Source organism: Saccharopolyspora karakumensis, assembly GCF_004349225.1.
GTDB lineage: Bacteria > Actinomycetota > Actinomycetes > Mycobacteriales > Pseudonocardiaceae > Saccharopolyspora > Saccharopolyspora endophytica.
Window position 1 is genome coordinate 1 of record NZ_SMLA01000054.1, and the last position, 17,204, is coordinate 17,204.

Sequence of the window (17,204 nt, forward strand, 5' to 3'; positions counted from 1 at the left end):
GGGTGGGACAGGGCGGCCGGGTGTGAGCGGGCGGTTGCCGGGTGGACGTTCGGCGGGACGGGTCAGAGGGTGGCGATCGGGGTTGTCGGGGAACCGACTGCTCCGGGGAGGTTGAGGGGTGGCGCTGTGAGGAGGAAGCGGGAGCGGGCGAGGCGGTGGAGGTCGTCCGCCAGGGGTGTGAGGTGCCAGAGCTCGCCGAGGTGCACGCCGAGCTTGAACAGGCAGTGGTGGTGCAGCGGCAGCGCCGGTGCCGGAAGGTCGGCCGGGAGAGACGGCAGGTTCTCGACGGCGTAGTTGTCGGCGATCAGCGCGCTGAGCCCGCTGTCGGTGATCCACTGCTGGAGCCGCTCGTCGCGCCCGTCCAGGGCCGCGCACGCGCCGTGCAGGACGTCCGGGTCGGGATCACCGCCCATCTCGACGAGCCGCTGCGCGAAACCCGTGTGCAGGCACACCAGATCGCCCTCCTCGACCTCGACACCGTCGGCGTCCATGATCTCGGCGAGGGTGTCGTAGCCGACGACCGCGCGTTCCTCGCCGAGGTGCCTGCGCAGGTCGATGAGCACGCCCCGGCCCTGCGCCCCGGTGCGCGCGAGGTTGTCGATGCCCAGCGCCCCGCCGGTGGAGGTGGTGCGCTCGTGCAGGCCGCCGAATCCGGAATCGTCCAGGTCGGACGGCCCGACGACGTCCTCACCTGCCCGGAACCCGTTGTAGAAGACCGGTTCCGCGACCCCGTCGCCGTCGGCGTCGAACAGCGCCCCGGCGTGGGCGAAGGAGTCCCACTGCGTCGAGTACTGCAGGTGCAGCACGGCGAGGTCGTCGCAGAGCACGTCGGTGGCGCCCTCGACCCTGCGGTGCAGCTCGTAGTTGAAGTTGATCTCCCCGAAGCGCCGGGTGGGGCGCAGGACCGGCGGGAACCGGTTGGGGTTCAACCCGTTCCCGCCGGGCAGGTTCAGCGGCAGGCTCAGCGCGTGGGTGATGCCCTCGCGCACCTCGGCCACCGCGGCGCGGACCCGCTGCGGGGTCAGCAGGTTCATCCGGCCCAGCGCGTCATCCGGGCCGAACTCACCCCAGTTGGACCCTTCCGGCCGCCGGATCCAGCGTGCTCTGGTCACCTTCGCCTCCCGGGTTGTCGCGTTCGTCATGACTGGGCCGGCGCAGCAGCAACAGCATGCAGCCCAGCGTGAGCAGCACCTGGAACAGCGCGTAGGCGATGACGACGTTGATCGAGCCCGACGCGCTGAGCAGGAACTGGCCCACCACCGGGGTCGTTCCGCCGAGCAGCGTGCCGCAGAGCTGGTAGCACAGCGAGAGCCCGGTGTAGCGCACCTCGGCCGGGAAGCGGCCGGCGAGGATGCCGGCCATCGCCGCGTAGTACAGGCAGTGCGGGACGGTGGCCACCGCGACGCCGACCATGGCCAGCCAGTAGTTCTCGGTGGCGATGAGCAGGAACATCAGCGGCAGCAGCACCACTTCCGGGAGCAGCATGAACGTCACCGCGCGCGACAGGCTGCGCATCCTGGTGGCGATCACGGCCCCGAAGGGCTGCACGAGGATCTGCGCGATGTTGGCGACCAGGATGATCGTCAGGAAGTCGGTCTTGGCGAACCCGAGGTCGCTGGTGGCCCACGCGAGCGCGAACGTCGACTTGAAGTAGGTGGCCGACAGGCCGATGGTGCAGGCGCCGATGCCCAGGGCCAGCAGTCCCGGGTGCGAGCGGACGACCTCCCACACCGGCAGCTTCGCGGTCTGCTTGGCCTGGATGAGCCGGTTCATCGCCGGGGATTCGGTGACGCGGAGCCGGATGAACAGGCCCACCACGACCAGTGCCGCCGAGGCCAGGAACGGGATGCGCCAGCCCCAGCTGAGCATGTCGGGTTCGGGCAGCTTGCTGATCAGCAGGAAGCAGACGGTGCTGAGCGTGTTGCCGACCGGCGAGCCCTGCTGGGCGAAGGCGCCGTAGAGGATGGACTTGCCCTTGGGCGCGTGCTCGGAGGCGATGAGCACCGAGCCGCCCCACTCGCCGCCGAGCCCGATGCCCTGCACCATCCGGATGCACACCAGCAGGATCGGCGCCCACACCCCGATCTCGGCGTAGCCGGGCAGCAGTCCGATGGCGGTGGTCGCGATGCCCATCATCAGCAGGGTGATGACCAGGGTCTTCTTGCGGCCCAGGCGGTCTCCGACGTGGCCGAAGATGATGCCGCCGAGCGGGCGGGCGAGGAAGCCGACCCAGAACGTCGCGAAGGCGACCAGCGTGCCCAGGGCACCGTCGAGCTCGGGGAAGAAGACCTCGTCGAAGACCAGCGCGGAGGCGGTGCCGTAGATGTAGAAGTCGAACCATTCGATGGTGGAGCCGATGAAGGCCCCGAACCCGGCACGGTTCGCCGTGCGCGCGCTGCTCATGCGTTCCCCTTTGAACCCGGTGTGATCTCAGCACCGTGGCAGGCCGAACGCTAGAGCGTCCAATACGAGATCGGCGCCGTTTGAGACGCCGCTCAGATCAATCGGGCGTGGGCAGCGCGGTTTCGGCGATGCCGAGGACGGTGTGCAGCGCGGCGTTGGTGTTGTCCTCGCGCCAGGCCAGCGCTGCCCGCAAGCGGGTCGGTTCGCCCGCGAGCCGCCGGTAGACCAGGCCGGTCTGCTGGATGTGCTGGCAGGAGGTCAGCGTCAGCGTGACTCCGACACCGGCGGCCACCAGGGCGAGGATCGTGTAGGAGTCGGGTGCCTCCTGCACCACGCGCGGGGTGAATCCGCCTGCCACGCACGCCTTGACCAGCGCGTCGCGCAGCGTGGACCCGGCGTTGGAGGGGAAGCTGACGAAGGGCTCCTCGGCGAGTGCGTCGATCGGCACGCGGTCCAGCTCGGCCAGCCGGTGGTCGGTGGGCAGCGCGCAGATGAGCTCCTCGACCTCGATGACGCGGGTGTTCACGCCGGGCTGGTTGACCGGCATCCGGACGAACCCGAGGTCCAGCGTTCCGTCGGCGACCTTGGCCAGGGCGACGTCGGCGTAGGTCTGCCCGCGCATCACCAGTTCCAAACCCGGGTGGGCGGCGCGCACCGCGCGGGTGAGCACCGGCAGCGCCTCGTGGCTGGAGGCACCGGCGAACCCGACGGTGACCCGTCCGCGCTCGCCTCGCCCGGCGGCTCTGGCCGCGCCGACGGCGATGTCGACGTCGTCGAGGACGGTGCGCGCGGGTTCGAGGAAGGACTCCCCGGCGTTGGTCAGCCGGACCGACCGCGTGTTGCGCTCGAACAGCCGCACGCCGAGTTCCTTCTCCAGCTGCCTGATCTGCTGGCTCAGCGGCGGCTGGGCCATCTGCAGGCGCTTGGCGGCGCGGCCGAAGTGCAGCTCCTCGGCGACCGCCACGAAGGCGGTCAGGTAGCGCAGCTCCACACCCATCCCCGATCCATTCGACTCAGCTCTGGATCTGACACTAATTCGGTATTGGACCTGTCTCAATCCGGGGTGGCAGGCTGAGGCGCAGGCGAACCGCGGAATCCCTGGGGGCATCGATGTCGCAGGTCAGCAAGTCGGACAAGACCACGTCGATGCGGGACGCCATCGCCGAGTTCGTCACCGACGGCGCCACGGTGTCGCTGGAGGGCTTCACGCACCTGATCCCGACCGCGGCCGGGCACGAGATCATCCGGCAGGGCCGCCGGGACCTCACCATCGCGCGGATGACCGCCGACATCGTCACCGATCAGCTCATCGCGGGCGACTGCGTGAGCAGGCTGATCTCCTCGTTCGTCGGCAACTCCACGGCCGGTTCGCTCGGTGAGCTGCGACGGCGGGTCGAGGCGGGCGTGCTGGCCTTCGAGGAGTACAGCCACTACGGCATGATCTGCCGCTACCTGGCCGGGGCGCAGCGGCTGCCGTTCTACCCGCTGCGCTCCTACGCCGGCAGCGACGTCCCCGGCATCAACCCGGACATCCGCAAGGTCACCTCGCCCTACCCGGCCTCCGACGGCGGCGAGGAGCAGATCTACGTGGTGCCGCCGCTGAACCCGGACGTCACGATCGTGCAGGCCCAACGCGCGGACCGGTCCGGCAACACCCAGATCTGGGGCCTGACGGGCATCCAGGCCGAGGCGGTCTACGCCGCGCGCAAGGCGATCGTGGTGGTCGAGGAGGTGGTGGCCGACGAGGTCGTCCGCTCCGACCCGAACCGCACGGTGATCCCCGCGCACGCGGTGCACGCGGTGGTGGAGTGCCCGCGCGGGGCGCATCCGGCGTTCGTGCAGGGCTACTACGACCGCGACGGCGAGTTCTACCGGGAGTGGTCGCGGATCAGCGGTGATCCCGACCGGCTGCGGGTGTGGCTGGACGAGTGGGTGCTCGGCACGGCCGAGCACTCCGAGTACGTCGCCAAGCTCGGCGAGCAGCGCTGGGCGGGATTGGCCGTGGGCGAGGCGTGGAGCGAGCCGGTCAACTACGGCCGCAGGCTTTGAGGAGGATCATGTCCATCACGTCGTCGGAGCTGCTGGCTTCGGTCGCTTCGCGCGAACTCGCTGGTGCGAACACGGTTTTCGCCGGTATCGGCTTGCCCACGCTGGCGGTGTCGCTGGCGCAGCGGACGGTGGCGCCGGACGTGGAGATCGTCTACGAGTCCGGTGTCTGCGGCGCGCATCCCGACCAGCTGCCGGAAACGATCGCCGACGCGGTGCTGATCACCGGCTCGGAGGCCGTGCTGCCGATGACCGCGCTGTTCGGCTACGTGCTGCAGGGCGGGCGGATCGACGTCGGATTCCTGGGGGCCGCGCAGATCGACCGCTTCGGCAACCTCAACTCCTCGGTGATCGGCGACTGGCACTCCCCCGCGGTCCGGCTGCCCGGATCGGGTGGGGCCATGGAAGTCATGGCCAACTCCGGCGAGGTGTTCGTGGTGATGCGGCGCCACGACCCCCGCTCGTTCACCACCGAGCTCGACTTCTGCACCTCCCCCGGCCCGGATCGCGCTCTGGCCGACGGGATCCGCCCGCGCGGCAAGGGGGTCACCCGGGTCATCACCGATCTGGGGATCCTCGCGCGCGACGGGGCCGGCGAGGAGCTCCGGCTCGTGGCCACCCACCCGGGGGTCACCGCCGAGCAGGTCCGCGAGGCCACCGGCTGGGACCTCCAGGTCGCCGACGACCTCAGCACCATCACCCCGCCCACCGAGGCCGAGCTCCACGCGCTCCGGCACGAGGTGGACCCGGACCGCGTCTACCTCCGCTGAGGCCTCCGGCATGTTTGGATGACCGGGACACCTCGACGGTCGACGAGGAGGTTTCTGGTGTTGGAGGAGTTTCTGCGGGACTGGCGGCCGGAGGCCGTGGTCGAGCACGACTCGATGGGACCGGAGCAGTCGCGGGCGCTGGCCAACGTCCTGGAGGTGCCGGCGCCGGTCGACGAGCTGCCTCCGCTGTGGCACTGGGTGCACTTCCTGTCCTGGCCGCCGCACTCCGAGCTGGGACCCGACGGGCACCCGCTCAACGGCGACTTCCTGCCGCCGGTGCCCGACCGGCGCCGCATGTTCGCGGGTGGGCGGATGACGATCGACGAGCCCCTGCGGCTGGGCACCCCCGCCGAGCGGACCACCGAGCTGGGCGACGTCACGGTCAAGCACGGCCGTTCGGGCGAGATGGCGTTCGTGACCGAGCGCCGCGAGTTCCGCCAGGACGGTCGGCTGCGGATCACCGAGGAGACCGACTACGTCTACCGCAGCGGTGAGACCGACACCAAGAGCCCGGGCCGGTTGCGGCCCACCGACTTCCCGACCTCCGACGCGCCGTGGCAGCGGCGGTTCGTCGGCGAGCCGACGCGGTTGTTCCGGTTCAGCGCGCTGACGGCCAACACCCACCGCATCCACTACGACGAGCCCTACTGCCGCGAGGTCGAGGCCTATCCGGGGCTGGTGGTGCACGGACCGCTGCTGGTGCTGCTCATGACCGAGCTCGCCCGCGAGCACGGACCCCTCGGCTCGGTGTCCTACCGGCTGCGCCGCCCGGTGTTCTCCGGTGATCCGGTCCTGGTGTGCGGCGACGAGGACGGGGCGATGTCGGTGCGCTCCGACCAGCTCTCCGCGGAGGCGTCGGTGACGTTCTCCGAGCGCCGGTAACATCGAGGCCGATCACGAGTTCGCAGGTCGGAGCACCTCCGGCCACGGGAGGAGCCGGATGCCGACCGAGCGCTGGGTGCCGACGACCGCGCATTGGGGCGCCTACCGGGCGACGGCCGACGCCGACGGCGGTGTCCGGGTCCGGCCGCACCCCGACGATCCGGCCCCTTCGCCGCTGCTGGACAACGTGCCGGGCATCGCGCGGCACGACACGCGGGTCATGCGCCCGGCGATCCGCCGCGGCTGGCTCACCGGTGGGCCGGGGCCGTCCTCGCAGCGCGGCCGGGACGAGTTCGTCGAGGTCGAGTGGGACACCGCGCTGGACCTGGTCGCCGCGCAGCTGGACCGGGTGCGGGTCGAGTCGGGCAACGAGGCGATCTTCGGCGGTTCCTACGGCTGGGGCAGCGCCGGCCGGTTCCACCACGCGCAGTCGCAGCTGCACCGGTTCCTCAACACCATCGGCGGCTACGCCTCCTCCCGGAACAACTACAGCTTCGGGACCTCGCAGGTCCTGCTGCCGCACGTGGTGGGCAGCTCGGCCGCGGTCCTCGGCTACGCCGACAGCTGGGCGACGGTGCGCGAGCACACCGACCTGATCGTGGCCTTCGGCGGGCTGCCGACGAAGAACCTGTCGGTCTCGCCCGGCGGCGTCACCCGGCACACCAGCGCTGCCGCGGCGGCCGATCCCGGAGTGGCGGTCGCCTCGATCAGCCCGCTGACCGCCGACGTTCCCGCGGGCGGGCGCTGGTACTCGATCGAGCCGGGCACGGACGTGGCGATGCAGCTCGCCCTGGCGCAGGTCCTGCTCGCCGAGGACCTGCACGACACCGACTTCCTCTCCCGCTGCTGCACCGGGTTCGACGTGTTCGCCGACTACCTGCGGGGCGAGACCGACGGCGTGCCGAAGACACCGGAGTGGGCGGCCCCGATCTGCGGGATCGCCGCCGACGACATCCGCGAGCTGGCCCGCCGGATGGCCTCCGGGCGGACGCTGGTGACCGTCACCTGGTCCCTGCAGCGCGCCCGGGGCGGCGAGCAGCCGGTGTGGGCGGGGATCGCGCTCGCGGCGATGCTGGGTCAGATCGGCTCGCCCGGCGGCGGTTTCGGGCACGGCTACGGGTCGATGGCCGACGTCGGCGACGAGGGACCGGTGCTCTGGCTGCCCACCCTGCCGCAGGGCCCCAACCCCGTCGGCACGTTCATCCCGGTCGCGCGCATCGCCGACATGCTGCTCAACCCGGGAGCGCAGTACGACTACAACGGCCAGCGGCTGACCTACCCCGACATCAGGCTGGTGCACTGGGCCGGCGGCAACCCGTTCCACCACCACCAGGACCTCAACCGGCTGCGTCGCGCGTTCGCCCGGCCCGAAACCGTGGTGGTGCACGAGACGCACTGGACCGCCACCGCCCGGCACGCCGACGTCGTGCTCCCGGCGACCACGACGCTGGAACGCGAAGACCTCGGCGCCGGGCGTCGCGACACACACCTCACCGCGATGCACCGCGTCCTGGACCCGGTCGGCGAGGCGCGCGACGACTTCAACATCCTGAGCGGGCTCGCCGACCGGCTCGGGGTGCGGCAGCGCTTCACCGAGGGGCGCAGCGCCCGGGGCTGGCTGGAGCACCTCTACGACCAGTGGCGGGACCAGCTGCGCGCCCAGGGCCACGAGCTGCCCGACTTCGACACCTTCTGGGCGGACGGCGAGCTGCGGCTTCCCGCGATGCCCGAGAACCCGCCGCTGGTGCGGTTCCGCAAGGATCCCGAGGGGGACCCGTTGCACACGCCCAGCGGACGCATCGAGCTGCACTCGCCGAAGGTCGAGTCCTTCGGCTACGACGACTGCCCCGGCCACCCGGTCTGGCTGCCGCAGGAGCGTCGCGGCCCGCTGCACCTCATCGCCAACCAGCCGCCGACCCGGTTGCACGGGCAGGGCGACGTCGGCGCGGTCAGCCGCGAGTCCAAGGTGGCCGGTCGCGAACCGATCACGCTGCACCCCGACGACGCCGCCGCGCGCGGCATCACCGAGGGCTCGGTGGTGCGGGTGTTCAACGACCGGGGCTCGTGCCTGGCCGGTGCCCGCCTCAGCGAGCGGGTGCGGCCCGGTGTCGCGGTGCTGCCCACCGGCGCCTGGTTCGATCCGCAGCCCGACCCGATGCACCCGGATCAGGAGCTGTGCGCTCACGGCAACCCCAACGTCCTCACCGAGGACGTCCCCGCCTCACGCCTGTCGCAGGGGTGCGCGGGCCAGCGCACCCACGTCGACGTCGAGCCGTTCACGGGCCCGCTGCCCGAGGTCGCCGCCCACACCCCGCCGCCCCTGCACCGGGCCTGACCCGCGGGGTCAGCCCAGCAGGGCCGTGACCGTGACGAGGACCGGGACCGACAGGATCGTGGAGAGCAGGATCGACTCCCGGGCCAGCCGGACCCCGACGTTGTAGCGCGAGGCGTAGACGAACAGGTTCTGCGCGGCGGGCAGCGCGGAGATGACCACCGCCGCGAACAGCGGGGCGCCTTCCATGCCGAACAGCCCCGCGCCGATCGCCCAGGCGATGACCGGGTGCACGAACGACTTCAACCCGACCGAGACCAGCACGGGCCACCGCTCGGCTCCGCCCGCCGGGAGTTGCGAGCCGCGCAGCGAGACGCCGAAGGCGAGCAGCACGGTGGGCACCGAGAGGTGCCCGAGCAGCGTCAGCGGTTCGGAGACCGGCCCGGGGATGCGCCAGCCCAGCAGGGACAGCGAGACGCCCAGCAGCGAGCAGATCACGATCGGGTTCTTGAACGGTGCCAGCAGCCGCGACCACGCCGAGGTCTTCTCCCCGGCCTGCGCGAAGTCGATGACGGTCAGCCCGATCGGCGTCATCACCAGCAGCTGGAACAGCATCACCGGAGCGACCAGGGTCGCGTCGCCGAGGACGTAGACCGCCACGGGGATGCCCAGGTTTCCCGCGTTGACGTAGCTGGAGCACAGCGCGCCGATGGTGGTGCGCCGGATGTTCCACCGCCGCCACAGCGCCACCAGCACGAACAGCGCCGCCGCGGCGAACGTGCTCAGAGCGGTGACCAGCAGCGGAGCGGAGAACAGGACGCGCACGTCGGACTCGGAGAGCATCTGCAGCAGCAGTGCCGGGGTTCCGACGTAGAACGAGATCTTGGCGAGCACGTCGCGGCCGTTGTCGCCGAGCACCTCGGTCCGCCCCAGCACGTAACCGACCAGAACGATGGCGCCGATCACGCCGAAGCCCTGGATCACACCCGACACGACGCCTCCACCCCCGGCACGCGGTCCACTGTGGAGGCGCGCGCGAAGCCATTGCGGTTCCTCAACGCGGTTTTCGGCGCTCACCTCGGCGTCATCGCCCGGGCGCCCACCCGTTAGCGATCCTAATCGATCACAACCGGCGGCGCGGGGTCCGAATGGCCACTCTCACACCACGACGCGCTGCGGGCCGTCAGCTCTCGTTGCCGGTGATCGCCGGTTCCACCGGGCGCAGGTCGGTCCGGCCGTCGGAGGTGGGCACCCGGCCGGGGAGCTTGACGGCGTCGGTGAGCGGGCCGGGGCTCCAGTCGCCCCAATGCGTCTCGCTCCGCACCTGCATCGCCGCCTCGGCACCGACGGTGTCCGGGTTGTACGGGTCGACCACGTAGATCGCTCCCCAGTCCCGGTTCGGCGCTCCCCGCAGGTAGGCGGGCAGCTGCCGGACGCTGGCCCCGACGTTGAGCCAGCCGAACGGGCCGCCGCCGCCCGGGGCCGACCAGGACTGCCCCATGTCGCGCATGATGCCGCCACCCGCGATCCGGAAGCGCGGCATCTCGAACACGCCGTTGCGGATCTTCGCCGGCTGCAGGCACGGGTACACCAGCGCGGCGGGCCACTCCACGAACGTCGGCTGGCTGCCGATCAGGTTGGTCATGGTGGTCAGCACCGGCACGCGAGGGGCGCTGAAGGCCAGCCACCCGCCCTCGTCGTCGCGCTGGTCGGCCGCCACGACCCGGACCTTCTGAGCTCCGGGTGCGTCGAACCGCACGTCCTGCCAGGCCCCGCTGTTGAGCGAGAAGTCCCGGTGCCCGCTGACCTCGAAGCCGCCGGGCAGCTCGCGGCCCCACTCCACGCGCAGCGCGTTCCCGCCGGTCGACGAGCCGGCGAACTGCAGCACCACGGGCGTGGTGCCCTCGGTGGCCTGCGGCGGAAGGTCGAACCACGGTGTGCGGATCTCGCCGGTGCCGGTCGCGTCGGCGTCGAAGGTCCCCCACACCGGCGCGTCGTCACCGCCGTAGCCGAACGGCGGGGTGAACTGCGGGCTGCCGGGATAGCCGAAGCGGTGGAAGCCCTGCTGCTCGGCGCGCAGGTAGTCGGCCGGCTGCGCGGGATCGCTGGACGTGCGCGGCTGGTCGCCCGACGGGGCGAGCACTCCGCGGCGCGGGTCGGCTTCGACGTTGATGTAGTCCGACAGCCCGCAGCTGCTCCCGGCGATCTGCTTGACGTTGTCCGGACCCAGGCTGTAGCTGCCGCGCTGCTTCTCGATGCCGACGGCGAACAGCCCGACCTCGCCGACCAGGCACAGCGCGCAGGTGATCGTCAGCGGCGCGGCGCCCAGGCTCAGCACGCGCTTGCGCGCGGTCGGGGTCTCCACCGGCGGCTCGCCGTGGCGGACGTGCTCGATGAAGGCGACGACCAGGGCGAGGAACCCGATGACCAGGAACGCGGTGCTGGCGTGCCGCCCATCGAGGCTGGGCGCCTTGTCGAACCACGGCACTCCCCAGCCGGAGACGTACCACCAGGAGTTGGTGCCGGTCACCGAGTACGCGCACACCACCATCAACCCGGCGAAGAAACCGGCCCGGTTGCGGCGGGAGCGCAGGACGGCGGCGCTGGTGGCCAGCGCGGTCAGCGCCGCCAGCACCGCTCCGATGGCGGCGAAGACGCCGAAGTGGTGGGTGTGCTTGGTCGGGGTGGCGGCCAGCACCACGAAGCACAGCACCGCGATGCCCAGCATCCGCCTGCTCGGTCCCACAGCGGCTCCGCGGATCTTGCCGCGGCGCAGGAACACCACACCGCTGGCGGCGATGCACAGCATCAGCAGCAGGACCGGGAATCGGCGGGTCAGCGAGCCGTCCGGCCACTTGTCGAACAGCTTCTCGTAGCGGCCGAGCTCCTCGTACCAGGAGTCGTTGGGGCCGAACTCGGTCTTGAGCTCGACGGAGTCCAGCACCGACTGCAGCGTCTGGTCGAAGAACACCCCGACCAGGATCACCAGACCGGCCGCGGCGATCGGGGCCAGCACGGGCAAGGCGCCGACCTCCCGGATGCGCCGCCACAGCAGCCGGAGCAGCGGTTTGGCCGCGGCGAGGAACGGCAGCACCGCGACCATGCCGTGCGGGTTCGCGCCCAGCCCCAGGGCCGCGGCCAGCAGTCCCAGCGCCGCCGGGGTCAGCCGCTCGGTGGCCACGGCGCGTTCCACGGCGCACAACGAGAGCAGGAAGAACACCACCACGACCGGTTCCGGCCGCAGCCCGTTGTTGTACGGCAGCCAGAACGCGAGGAAGACCGCGGCGGCGGCCCATCCGGCCGATTCGCTGCGCCGGACCTGCTGGCCGAGCCGCGGCAGCACACCGCGGCTGAGCAGCAGCCAGCTGACGACGCCGAGGAACAGCGCGGGCAACCGCACCCACGGGGTGGCCGCGGAGATGTGCACCCACAGCGCGTAGATCTCGTAGAACCAGCCGAAGGGCGATTCGGGGTTGCCGAACCAGCGGAAGTAGTTGGTGACGTAACCGGCGTCCGGGGCGGCGCGCAGCATCGTCAGGATGTAGCCGTCGTCGGCCGTCATGGCGCCGATGAGCCACCAGAGAGCGAGTGCGGCGAACACCACGACGTCGCGCACTCCCAGCCGCCACCAGCCCACAGGCAGCCTCCGCACGGGTGCGCGGATCTCCAGCTTGCGCAGCGCGAGCAGGGAGCCGATGAAGCACAGCACGGCCAGCACCATGGCCGTGGTCTTCAGCGCGGTCGGAGTCGTGGCGAAGCGGGTGTCGACCCCGGCTTGGAAGTCCAGTCCGCGCACGTCGTCGCGCTGGTCGTCGAGCTGCGAGTAGATCCCGGTGAGCTGCGGCCGCTGGTCGCCACCGGCGGAGCCCAGCGGCACGCCCGCGACCTCGGCGCGGGTCTGCCCCGCGTCGGAGTTGACGGTGATCTCGCAGGCTCCGGCAGGCAGGGCCGCCGAGCCGATCTGGTGGCCGCGCGAGAAGAAGCTGACCTGCCCGTTGTCGATCTGCAGGTGCATGCCGGTCAGGCCGCCGTAGGTGCCCGACGGCGCGTTGGTGGCCAGCAGCTCGCCGGCACCGTTGATGCGCCCGTCGAGGCTGCGGGCCGCGGCGCAGGGCACGGTGGCGTTGAGCCAGAGGGGTTCGTGGGTGAGCAGCGGGGCCGACACCGAACGGGTGCCTTCGGCCGTGGGCCACTTCAGGGTCGTGACGTCGTGGTTCACCGGGAGGAGCGGTACGGCGACGGCCAGCAGAGCTGACAGCAAACCGAGTACCGCGGCCACGATGCGCGCGCCTCGCCGCGCCGGGTCGCGACGCGTGAACCGCGTCGAACGCTGACTCACGCGCTCGCCACCTAACCTCGCAGGACTGCTCCTCGCAGAGCTTAAACGGTGACGACGGTCCGCTTACCCCTGGCGGGTGAAGAACCGAGTGCCTGCGTGGTCAGGCGAGCATCGGAGGGCGCATCCTCGTCACCCGGCTTCCGCCGCGGACCGACGAGCGGACCGGCCACCGTGGAACGAGCGGAGGATCAGGCCGCGAGGGCCGGTTCCACGTCACCGGTCATCGGGTTGCGCCGGGCGTCGAACAAGTATCCGACCCAGAACCCGATGACGCCGGCACCAACGACAGCCAACGTTCCGACAGCACGCACCATGGGAGGTTTCCTCTTCTCGGCGGCGCCCGATCCACTGGACCCGACTACCTGCTTCTCATGGGGAAATGCTCAACCCGTCGGGTGGCAGCGCCGTTGCACAAACGATAACCGGCCGTTAAATGACCGACCACGCCACCCCTCGAAAACACCCGATCACGGTCAGTCATCTCCCCGACCCGCGAACGGAGTAGCGGGCGCCCGTTGGGGCGTGCGGCCAAGGGCCTTGGTGAGCTGCCCGCATGCACGAGATCCGGTCTCGGGACCAGACCGCCACCCGGCCGAAGCCGTCGCCTCTCATGCGGACAATCCGCAACCGGTTAACGGATGTCACTCTCTTGGGAATCCATTGCGAAAAGCGCTCGGAATTCACGTTCCGCCCCGGACCGAAATGCGCGATGCAAGCGGGGTCACATGTTGATCGGCGCCAATCCGCGTTCGTCCCGAGTCACCTCGGGCCACGGCTTGCGGGCTTCGGCGAGGATCTTGGCGACCACGTCGGTGATCTCGCCCGCGGACTCGGCCATCGCGGTCACGTCGCCGGCGTGCGCGGCGGGATCCAACCCGGCGCGGCGCAGCAGCGGGCCGACGTCGCGCAGGGCCCGCCCCATCCAGGCGATGGGGTCGGCCGACAGCTCGGCGTCGAAGACGCGCTCGCCGGGTTCACCGTCGGACATCTCCGGGTGCCAGTGCATCCGGTCGGCCGCGTGCGGCCGCGATTCCAGCAGGTCGAAGCGGCAGATGCCGCGGCTGAGCCACGCCGCCCTGGAGGAGTAGATCGAGCCGGCCTCGGCGGACTCCGACAGGCCGCGCAGCTCGAGGCGAACACCTCGTTCGCGCACGTCGGGTTCATCGGCGAGCGCGGGGTCGGCGAAGTCGACGCCCTCCACGGTCACCGCGAGCTTCTCGAAGCAGTAGATCCGGTACACACCCGAAGACAAGCACAGCGCCGCCCGTGACGACAAGGACGACCACCCACCACGAGCAATGTCCACTGTGGATTTACCAGATGCCGGTACGCGCCCCGCCGTGTCGGTGCGAACGCCCCTCGCACCGGCTTCTAGGCTGCCGGGGTGAGCACTCCCGAGGACATCACCCGGTTGCCGATCCCCGCCGACACCACCGAGCCGGACAGCGGCCCGCCGCTGCACGACGCGTGCGCACCGCTGCGGGAGCTGGTCGGCGCGTGGCGCGGCGAGGGCGAGGTGGACTACCCGACCATCGACGGCCCGTTCCGCTTCGGCCAGCAGGTGACGATCTCCCACGACGGGCGCCCCTTCCTGCGCCACCAGGCGCAGGCGTGGCTGCTCGACGCCGAGGGCCAGGTGCTGCGCCCGGCCGCCTGGGAGACCGGCTGGTGGCGCCCCGGCGCCGAGGGACGGCTGGAACTGCTGCTGACGCACGCGACCGGCTTGCTCGAACTCTTCTACGGCAGCGCGGAGCCGGGACGCTGGACGCTGGAGACCGAGACCGTGCTGGCGACGGCCACCGCCAAGGACGTGAGGGCCGCGCAACGCTCCTACGCGCTGCGCGGGGACGTCTTGGACTACGCCGAGAGCCGGGAGATGGTCGGTGAGCCGATGACCCCGCACGTCTCGGCAACCCTGCGCCGGGTGAGCTCCGGCGGTTGAGACCACTCGGGGTGAACCGCAAGAAGCCCCGCACTCGTTTCCGAAGTGCGGGGCTTCTTGTCTGCGGGCCGTGTGACCGGCTCTTTGAAGTGGAACGGCTACCTCAATCGGCAGTTCGTTCCGGTATTACGTGAGACGCCGTGTTCAGATGACGCGGACGTCGGCCGCCTGCGGGCCCTTCGGGCCCTGGCTGACCTCGTAGCTCACCTTCTGGTCCTCATCGAGGCTGCGGAAGCCGCGGGCGTCGATGGCCGAGTAGTGGACGAAAACGTCCGGGCCACCGTCGTCCGGGGCGATGAAGCCGAAGCCCTTTTCCGAGTTGAACCACTTCACGGTTCCCTGTGCCATGCTTGCTCTCTCCTTCTGGGAGCCGGTACTACATCAGACCGCCACACTGCGTGACGGCCTGGGCCGCGGATCGAACGGCGACTTGTCCAGCTACAACCAGAAAGCAGCACGCTCGCATCACCATCCTGCGAGTGTGCGCGAACACGACCCCAGAAAAATACGACCGCCACGAACACTACACGGTCCCTCGTGGACACGTCTGCCTCTATCGCCCGGCCGTGTCGTGACCGGCGTCACATTTTTCTCGGTAGTCCGAACGCGTGCGGGAACGCAGTTCCGGGAAGAAGAGGATCTTGTCCCGGCCCTCCTGTTCGAGGTGAAATCCATTCACAATCGAATGAGGAGAACCATGTCCAGCACGTTGCTCACCGGCCGGGACTTCAAGCTCGGCCTCTTCTCCCCCAACTGCTCCGGCGGTCTCGCCATCACCAACGTCGCCGACAGGTGGGGTGCGAGCTGGGCCGACAACCTCCGGCTCGCCCGCCTCGCCGACGACTCCGGGATCGACTTCATCCTTCCCATCGCCAGATTCATCGGCTACCCGGGAAGATCCGGCTTCCACGAGAGCGTTCTGGAACCCATCCCCTGGGCCGCGGGACTGCTCGCCGCCACCCGGCGGATCACCGTGTTCGCCACCGTCCACACCGCCTTCAACCACCCGGTGGTCAGCGCCAAGCAGCTCGCCACGCTCGACCACGTCGGCGAAGGCCGGGCCGGGCTCAACGTGGTCGCCGGCTGGAACGAGCCCGAATACCGGGCGATGGGCCTGGAACTGCCCGAATCCCACGACGACCGCTACGCCCTCGCGCAGGAGTGGTGGGACCACGTCCGAGCCCTGTGGACCCGCGAGGGCCGGTTCGACCTGTCCGGCAGGTTCTTCGACCTCAAAGGAGTCGGCGCCAGCCCCAAGCCGGTCCACGGCACGCTGCCGCTGATCAACGCCGGGTCCAGCCCGCAGGGCCGCGCCTTCGCCGCGCGCAACGCCGATTTCGCCTTCACCGCGCTCAGCGACCCCGGCCACGGATCCGAAGTGGTCACCGAGCTGCGGCGGGACGCGCGCACCCGGCACGGCCGCGACGTCGGGGTGATGGCGCCGGCTTTCGTGGTGTGCCGCAAGACCCGCGCCGAAGCCGAGGAATTCCTGCGCCACTACGCCGAGGAGAACGCCGACTGGGATGCGGTCGAGGAGCTGATGCGGCTGCAGGGCATGTACGCCCGGTCTTTCGCCAACGACATCATGGACACCCTGCGCACCCGCTTCGCCGCCGGGCACGGGACCTGCCCGCTGATCGGCACCCCGCAGGAGGTCGCCGACGAGATCGAGCGCTACGCCCGGGCGGGCCTTTCGGGCATGGCGCTGGCGTTCCTGGACTACGTCGGCGAACTCGAGGACTTCGTCGCCGAGGTGCTGCCGCGCCTGGAGGCCAAGGGGATCCGGCTCCCGCTCGCCGAGCGGAGCTGAAAGCGGAAGCCACCGCTTCGGATTCCGCTACTCGAACCGCGACGGGTCTCCCGCGCCGACCCGCACCACCTCGGGCTCGTCGGTGGAGAAGTCGACGACCGTGGTGGGTTCGACACCGCAGTCACCGGAGTCGATGACCGCGTCCAGGACGTGGTCCAGCTCGTCCTTGATCTGCCAGCCCTGCGTCATCGGTTCCTCCTCCCCAGGCATCAGCAAGGTGCTCGACAGCATCGGCTCGCCCAGTTCGGCCAGCAGCGCCTGGGCGGCGACGTGATCGGGGATGCGGACGCCGACGGTCTTCTTCTTGGGGTGCAGCAGTCGGCGCGGAACTTCCTTCGTCGCGGGGAGGATGAAGGTGTAGCTGCCGGGCGTGGAGGCCTTGATCGCGCGGAACACCGCGTTGTTGATGATCACGAACTGCCCGAGCTGCGCGAAGTTCTGGCACACCAGCGTGAAGTGGTGCCGGTCGTCGAGGTTGCGGATCGAGCGGATCCGGTCCATGCCGTCCTTGTTGCCCAGCTGGGCGCCGAGGGCGAAGCAGGAGTCCGTCGGGTAGGCGATGAGCCCGTTGTCCCGGAGGATGTCCACCACCTGCCCGATCGAGCGCGGCTGCGGGTTGTCCGGATGAACGTCGAAGTACTTCGCCATGCGGACCAGCATAGGAGTCGTGCCACGGTTGCCAAGCGCAACCGAACGCGGCGAGTCGATCTATGGACATCCCCCGTTCGCCCGCGCATCCT

Annotated in this window: 15 protein-coding genes; 6 read left to right on the plus strand and 9 right to left on the minus strand. The window is 70.5% G+C overall.

Features of this window, described 5'->3' with window-relative positions; genetic code table 11:
• Window positions 1-62 precede the first annotated feature (62 nt).
• The 3 genes from E1202_RS25500 to E1202_RS25510 form a co-directional block, all read right to left on the minus strand.
• Window positions 63-1,112 carry a cyclase family protein gene (locus E1202_RS25500; RefSeq protein ID WP_235879004.1) on the minus strand — a complete coding sequence of 350 codons (1,050 nt, stop codon included), beginning with the start codon at window positions 1,110-1,112 and terminating at the stop codon, window positions 63-65.
• A complete protein-coding gene (locus E1202_RS25505) occupies window positions 1,063-2,403 on the minus strand; it encodes an MFS transporter (protein WP_132685672.1) in 1,341 nt (446 codons plus the stop codon). Before E1202_RS25505 ends, E1202_RS25500 begins: the two co-directional genes overlap by 50 nt.
• 97 nt (window positions 2,404-2,500) lie before the next feature.
• Window positions 2,501-3,394, minus strand: a complete 894-nt coding sequence (locus E1202_RS25510; protein WP_132685706.1) for a LysR family transcriptional regulator — start codon at window positions 3,392-3,394, stop codon at window positions 2,501-2,503.
• A 119-nt stretch (window positions 3,395-3,513) separates the two neighbouring features.
• Here E1202_RS25510 and E1202_RS25515 point away from each other — a divergent pair, with 119 nt between their 5' ends.
• The 4 genes from E1202_RS25515 to E1202_RS25530 are packed head-to-tail and all read left to right on the plus strand — an operon-like array spanning window position 3,514 to window position 8,436.
• Window positions 3,514-4,452 (plus strand): CoA transferase subunit A, encoded by a 939-nt coding sequence (locus E1202_RS25515; protein WP_132685673.1) that lies wholly within the window; start codon window positions 3,514-3,516, stop codon window positions 4,450-4,452.
• Window positions 4,453-4,460: 8 nt separating this feature from the next.
• Window positions 4,461-5,219, plus strand: coding sequence for a CoA-transferase subunit beta (locus E1202_RS25520; protein ID WP_132685674.1), 759 nt, complete (start codon window positions 4,461-4,463; stop codon window positions 5,217-5,219).
• Between the two features lie 57 nt (window positions 5,220-5,276).
• Window positions 5,277-6,101 (plus strand): hypothetical protein, encoded by an 825-nt coding sequence (locus tag E1202_RS25525; protein ID WP_235879005.1) that lies wholly within the window; start codon window positions 5,277-5,279, stop codon window positions 6,099-6,101.
• Between the two features lie 58 nt (window positions 6,102-6,159).
• Window positions 6,160-8,436, plus strand: a complete 2,277-nt coding sequence (locus E1202_RS25530) for a molybdopterin-dependent oxidoreductase (protein WP_132685676.1) — start codon at window positions 6,160-6,162, stop codon at window positions 8,434-8,436.
• Between the two features lie 9 nt (window positions 8,437-8,445).
• Here the strand turns inward: E1202_RS25530 and E1202_RS25535 are convergent, their stop codons facing one another.
• From E1202_RS25535 to E1202_RS25545, 4 genes are all read right to left on the minus strand, one after another.
• Window positions 8,446-9,366: an AEC family transporter gene (locus E1202_RS25535; RefSeq protein WP_132685677.1), complete on the minus strand. Its 921-nt coding sequence runs from the start codon at window positions 9,364-9,366 to the stop codon at window positions 8,446-8,448.
• A 190-nt stretch (window positions 9,367-9,556) separates the two neighbouring features.
• Complete coding sequence (locus tag E1202_RS25540) at window positions 9,557-12,712, minus strand: arabinosyltransferase domain-containing protein (protein WP_132685678.1); 3,156 nt, start codon at window positions 12,710-12,712, stop codon at window positions 9,557-9,559.
• A 188-nt stretch (window positions 12,713-12,900) separates the two neighbouring features.
• Window positions 12,901-13,026, minus strand: coding sequence for a hypothetical protein (locus E1202_RS32685; RefSeq protein WP_268952363.1), 126 nt, complete (start codon window positions 13,024-13,026; stop codon window positions 12,901-12,903).
• A gap of 407 nt (window positions 13,027-13,433) precedes the next feature.
• The gene (locus E1202_RS25545; RefSeq protein ID WP_132685679.1) at window positions 13,434-13,964 is read right to left on the minus strand and encodes a hypothetical protein; all 531 of its coding nucleotides are present in this window, start codon (window positions 13,962-13,964) and stop codon (window positions 13,434-13,436) included.
• A gap of 132 nt (window positions 13,965-14,096) precedes the next feature.
• Here E1202_RS25545 and E1202_RS25550 point away from each other — a divergent pair, with 132 nt between their 5' ends.
• On the plus strand, window positions 14,097-14,654 hold the full coding sequence (locus E1202_RS25550; RefSeq protein WP_132685680.1) for an FABP family protein: 558 nt from the start codon (window positions 14,097-14,099) through the stop codon (window positions 14,652-14,654).
• Between the two features lie 144 nt (window positions 14,655-14,798).
• Here the strand turns inward: E1202_RS25550 and E1202_RS25555 are convergent, their stop codons facing one another.
• Entirely contained in the window at window positions 14,799-15,002 is a 204-nt protein-coding gene (locus E1202_RS25555) for a cold-shock protein (RefSeq protein WP_125088080.1), read from the minus strand.
• A 349-nt stretch (window positions 15,003-15,351) separates the two neighbouring features.
• On the opposite strand from E1202_RS25555, the gene E1202_RS25560 reads away from it, so the two are divergent.
• Window positions 15,352-16,464: an LLM class flavin-dependent oxidoreductase gene (locus tag E1202_RS25560; protein ID WP_132685681.1), complete on the plus strand. Its 1,113-nt coding sequence runs from the start codon at window positions 15,352-15,354 to the stop codon at window positions 16,462-16,464.
• Between the two features lie 27 nt (window positions 16,465-16,491).
• Here the strand turns inward: E1202_RS25560 and E1202_RS25565 are convergent, their stop codons facing one another.
• Complete coding sequence (locus tag E1202_RS25565) at window positions 16,492-17,112, minus strand: L-threonylcarbamoyladenylate synthase (protein ID WP_132685682.1); 621 nt, start codon at window positions 17,110-17,112, stop codon at window positions 16,492-16,494.
• Between the last annotated feature and the right edge of the window lie 92 nt (window positions 17,113-17,204).